We start from the raw sequence: 5,849 nt of genomic DNA, 5'->3' as shown, positions 1-5,849 counted from the left end.
TAATCTGCTTGTGTATCATTAAACTCTTCTAAGAGTTGGTGCCGTTCATTGTCTATCGTGATATCAATCTCCGAAATATTGACTGTGGGGTCTTCTGAAATGATTTCCATCATTCTAATGAAATGGTTTTTTAAACGGTTCATGCTGCTCGAATCATATACATTTGAATTGTAAGAGAATCGGACAGTTAATTCATCATTAGGTAATACCATAACTCCAAGGTCATAATTATTCTGTTCATAAAGAGTGCTATCTGTAATTTCAAAATCCACAAAATTGTTAGACTCCATCACTACATCGTCAACATAATAATTTTGAAATACCAAGATGTGATTGACTAAATTTCGCTTAAGCTCTGATAACGATTGTATTTCAGCTAATGGATAATAATCGTACTTTGTTGATTCCAACGAATTTTTTTGAATATTTTTAACTAACTCTATAAAATTAGCAGTTATATTATTTTTCACCCTTACCGGGACCGTGTTGATAAACAACCCTATCATTTCTTCAATTCCATCCACTGCTGCATTACGTCCCGATACAACAGATCCAAATACGACATCATTTAAGCCTGTATATTTCTGCAGGAGAATACCCCAAACAGCTGAAATGACAGTGTTAATTGTAACTTGTGTTTGTTTGCTCACATTTAATAGTGATTCTGTGAGCTCTTTCCCCACCTGAAATTCTAATTTCTCTTTTTTAAATTGGACTGGAGTCTTCTGGACACTGCAAGGAAATTTAGCATGGTTGATATACCCGTCTAAATACTTTCTCCAATATATTTTCGCTGAATATTTCGATTGTTTTTGCAGCCAATTGATATAATTTACATATGGAGTTGGCTTCTTTAGTGGGGCAGTATGATTTTTTTTTGCAGACGAATATAGTATAAAAAAATCTTTCATAATAATACCGCTGCACCAGCCATCCATCAGAATATGGTGAGAACTCCAAATCACCCTATACTCTTCATGATTCACTTTAATGACAGACATTCTAAGTAAGATGTCTTCACTTAATTTAAAGCCTCTTTTTCGCTCTTCGAACTGGAACCGGTGAATAAACCTTGATTTCTGTTCTTCTGTTAAATTAGTTATGTCCTCGTAACGGATGCTTGTTTTACGGCTCTCTACTATAACTTGTTTCGGAGTTTTCACATTCTCATGAACAATGATAGTTCGGAGAACATCATACCGGTCAATTAATTGATTGATGCTTTTTTCAAGTTCTTCTAAATCAATCTCACCTTTAATCGTAAAGGACTTTTGTTCAAAGTATGCTTCTGAATCTGGATCAATTAGAGAATGGAACAGCATTCCTTCTTGCATAGGAGTAAGAGGATAGATGTCCTGAAGTGTGAACTCTTTATATTTTTCCTTTAATTCTTCTAATTCATCCAGAGTAAGGTCATTGGCTGAATAATCGGAAGGAGAGAGTTCGGTTGTTTTTTGTTCCCGACAATGTTTGACAATAGAAAGCAAATGTTTTTTATATGTTTCAGCTAAACGTCTCATTGTGCTTTGTTTATATTTCCTAATGCTGTATGCAAATGTAAAAAACAGCTTATGATCAGCAATCGCGCCATTAATATCAATATCATACAAACTTTCGGCTTCCGGACTAATAGAGTTTCCTTTTGCTAGATTGGATAATTTCAAAAATCCATGATAAATTGTCTCATCAAATTGGCCTAAATAATTAAAGCTGATCTGCGGCTTTATATCTCCAATGACTGATTTTTCTCTTAAGTAAGAGAGTATCCCATAGCCAATCCCCTTATTTGGAATACTTCTCAATGTTTCTTTTACATTTCTAATGGAATAGCTCAATTGCTTCTCTTTTTTCAACTTTAACAGTACAGGATAATGGGATGTAAACCAGCCGATTGTCCGAGAAATATCGATATCTCCCTCAAGCTTTTCTCTTCCATGACCTTCCACATTAATTAAAACTTGCTCTTCTGATGTCCACTCTTGGATAGTCAGTCCCAAAGCAGTTAATAATATGTCATTAATCTCCGTATTATAGGTTTTGTTCGTATTCTTGAGTAATTCACTTGTTTCCTCTTCACTTAATTCTATATCAACTCTATTGATGTATTTTTGTTTGGTGCTTTCTTCACTGTATTCATAATCAGTCTTCAAAAAATGACAATCTGCTATCGCAATCTCTTCCCAATACGGAATTTCACTTTGGAATACTTCACTTTGAGCCTGTTGCTGCAAATAGAGTCCCCACTCCTTAAAGGAATGGGTTTTGCTTTGAAATACTATTTTTTCTCCTTTAAGGGCTTTATTGTATCCTTCCGAAAAGTCTTCAAAAAATATTCTCCAAGATACCCCGTCTACTACCAAATGATGGATAGCAATCAGAAGATGATCTCCCTCAGTTGTTTTAAATAAACCTGCTTTTACTAGAGGTCCTTTTTTTAAATCAATACTGCTTTGTATTTCTTCACTGCTTTTTTTGATCATTTCCTCATAATTTTCGCACGATTGGTAATCCATTACTTGAAAGTCGTATAATGTTGTTTCTGAACTTCTAATGATCTGGGTAACTTGTTTACCATCCTTTTTATAAACCATCCTTAAGGCATCATGATGCTTAATTAGTCCGGCAAGAACAGTTTTGATTGAGTTCTCTTCAAAACCTTCTTTATTGTAGATCATTACGGATTGATTCCAATGATGCATGTTTGAAAAATTCTTTTCGAAAAATAGTCTTTGAATAGGTATTAATGGTACTTCTCCTGTAACCTCTTTTTGACTAATTACAGTGGAGTAAGCAGTTACTTTATCACTCACTTCTTGAATGGTTCCAAAATTAAATAAATCTTTAACCTCAAGATTATAACCATATTTCTGAAGTTTAGAAGTGATTCTGATTGCTTTAATAGAGTCTCCTCCTAGTTCGAAGAAGTTATCTTTTATTCCTATTCGTTGGAATCCTAGTACTTCTGACCACACATCTGCAAGTTTATGCTCTATATCATTTCTTGGAGCGACATATTCAAAACCGCCTCTTTTGGAAGATGGTTCTGGTAGCATATTCCGTTCTATCTTTCCATTTGTAGTTAATGGCATACTCTCTAATTGCATTATATAAGTAGGTATCATATAGTAAGGAACAGTTTCTTTTAAATATTCTCTGATTTCGGAAGTATTTAATTGACCCCTTCCTGTTATATAAGCAGAAAGATATTTTTCCTGTTCTTCATTCTCCCGCGCTAATAAAACAGCCTCTTTAACAGCTTGATGACTTAGCAAACAATTTTCTATCTCTCCAAGTTCAATTCTAAAACCACGGACCTTAACCTGATTATCCTTTCTTCCAAAGAATTCTATACTCCCATCAAGTTTCCATCTTGCAATATCTCCTGTTTTATACATTCTTTCTGCAGGATTAAATGGAGCTGCAACAAATTTCTCGGAAGTCATTTCAGGTTTATTCAAATACCCCCGTGCAAGTCCATCTCCTGCAATCCACAAATCCCCAGGTACTCCTTTAGGCACCAAATTTAGGTCCTCATCTAATATGTATACTCTGCTGTTTTGGATGGGGGTCCCGATAGGAAGAGATTTTTCTTTCTTATTTCTTTCTCGATAGCTATACACGATACAACCAACAGTTGCCTCAGTTGGTCCGTATTCATTTATAATTTCTACGTTTCCATTAAATTTACGGTGAATGTCATCAGCTAATTGATATGATAACTCTTCACCGCCAACAATAAACCTTGAAATCCTTACATTATTCAGTTGCAATCCACTTATAACGCTTAAATGTGCTGGGGTTAATTTCATTATATCTATAGAATCTTCAACAATATGATCGAATGAAAACTGATCATCATTGTTATATACACATACTTTATTACCAGACAATAACGGTACATATATTGAAGTTACTGTCAAATCAAATGAGATAGATGTATATAATGGAAAATCCCCTTTTCCTTCTTCAAGATACCGTCCTTTACAATAATGAATATAATTAACTAGAGATTTATGCTCGATCATGACTCCCTTAGGATTACCTGTAGTACCTGATGTGTAAATCACATAAGCCAAATCATTAGAAGATCTCTTAATGTCTAAATTTGTCTTGTCACCTTGAAAAATGTCTCCCTCAAAAATATCAATTACACTTCCATTAAAATGAATGTGGGTCATGAGGTCTTGTCTCGAGATAATGATATCTACTTCTGCATCTTGCAGCATATATTCTTTTCTGCCAATTGGATGTTGTATATCAATAGGAAGGTAAGCACCGCCTGCTTTTAATACTCCCATAATTGCAATAACCATCTCTATAGAAGCGTTTACCATTATTGCGACAACAGAGTCTGTGGTTACACCTCTGCTTTTTAATAATCTTGCTAATTGATTGGCTTTTTCATTTAGCTCTTGATATGTTAATACTTTATATTCGCATTTGACTGCAATCCTATTGGGCGTTTTCTCTGTCTGAGCTTCGAACAATTCTTGAACAGTTTTTTTGCTTGGATAATTCTCAAAAGTTTGATTATAGTGTTGAAGCAGTTCAACTTTCTCTTCTTCGGAAATGATTTTTATTTGTTTTATGATCTGATCAAGATCACCGACGATATCATCAACGATTTTAATAAATCTCTCGCCAAATAATGTTATAGTTTCCTTACTAAATAATTCAGCGTTGTAAATAAACGATATGTCATAAGTTTGACTATCTTGTTTATTTATACAAACAGACAGTTGATTTTTAGGAGAGGTATTTATGTAATTAATAAACTCTTCTCTGTGCAGTGTATTCATACAAATGCTTACAGGTGTTAAATCCATAACATTTATACCGCTATATGAACTATTTAAGAGCTTATCAAGATCACAGTACTGATTTTCATAGGCTTTAAATACATTTTCCTGTACTTGTTTCAGCAAATGCTTGACAGACACTTCTTTTGTCACCTTGTTAAAAAGTGGTAGTAATTTATTTTTTACAGGTGTGTTGTCCTTTGCATTTCCTACATAAACTGGTATACCTATAATATTTTCTTTTTTCTCTGTGTATTTAAATATTTGTATCTGTAATGCTGTTAAAAACACCATATAGAATGGTAAATCATTTTGTTTTGTCAATTTATCCAACTCATTAATTAATTTAGAAGGTAAAGAAAACTTGATCTCCTGCTTTGTGTATTTTCCTTCTGAGAAAAAATCATGAGTAACAATTCCTGTATCTACTTGTGTTAAATTTAAACCCTTCCAATATTGACTAGAATTTTCTATTTTTTCACTAGAATTCACTTTTTCATTACGCCTCCTTCTATAACACTTTTCCTCTTAATTTAAATCCATATTCGAACTTTAATTGTTCGAATATGGATTACTCTTAAAATGTAAAAGCTGTACTTCTTAAATTATTTACTTCATCATCAATTTCTAAAAGGCTTTTTCTTTCTTCACTATTTAAAATATCAATCTTTTTAATTACTTGATTGCTGTTTTTTAATATCTCGTCTAATAGAACCTGAATATCTTGACTCACTCTTTCAATGGTTTCCTTTTTAAACAAGCAAATAGAGTATTCCAAAATCATCTCTATATTTTTTCCAGACTCAAAAGCTTTTAGGGTCAAATCAAACTTTGAGATTTTGTTTCCCAAAGGAATTTGGTTAAAAACAATATTTTCAAGCTCAATTTCTGTATTTACATCTATGTTATTCATATCAAACATCACATCAAATAGCGGGTTTCTCCCTAATTCCCTTTTAATATGGAGGTGATTAATTAACTCTTCGAGCTGATAACTTTGATTGTCATATGCCTGCAGTGAATTCTCCTTTACTTCTTTCAAAAGTTCTT

The 5,849-nt window shown here is 33.2% G+C and carries 2 protein-coding genes; both read right to left on the bottom strand.

Translation table 11 applies throughout. From position 1 onward, the window contains the following. The coding region (locus tag SB724_RS19265; protein WP_410572382.1) for an amino acid adenylation domain-containing protein at positions 1–5,291 on the bottom strand (5,291 nt) is incomplete at its 3' end. Between the two features lie 85 nt (positions 5,292–5,376). Further along, positions 5,377–5,849 (bottom strand): condensation domain-containing protein (locus tag SB724_RS19260; RefSeq protein ID WP_410572380.1); only part of this gene is annotated, 473 nt, incomplete at its 5' end.

Source organism: Bacillus sp. SIMBA_031 (assembly GCF_046535225.1).
In the GTDB taxonomy this organism is placed as follows: domain Bacteria; phylum Bacillota; class Bacilli; order Bacillales; family Bacillaceae; genus Bacillus; species Bacillus velezensis.
This window is presented reverse-complemented; position numbering and strand designations above follow the sequence as displayed.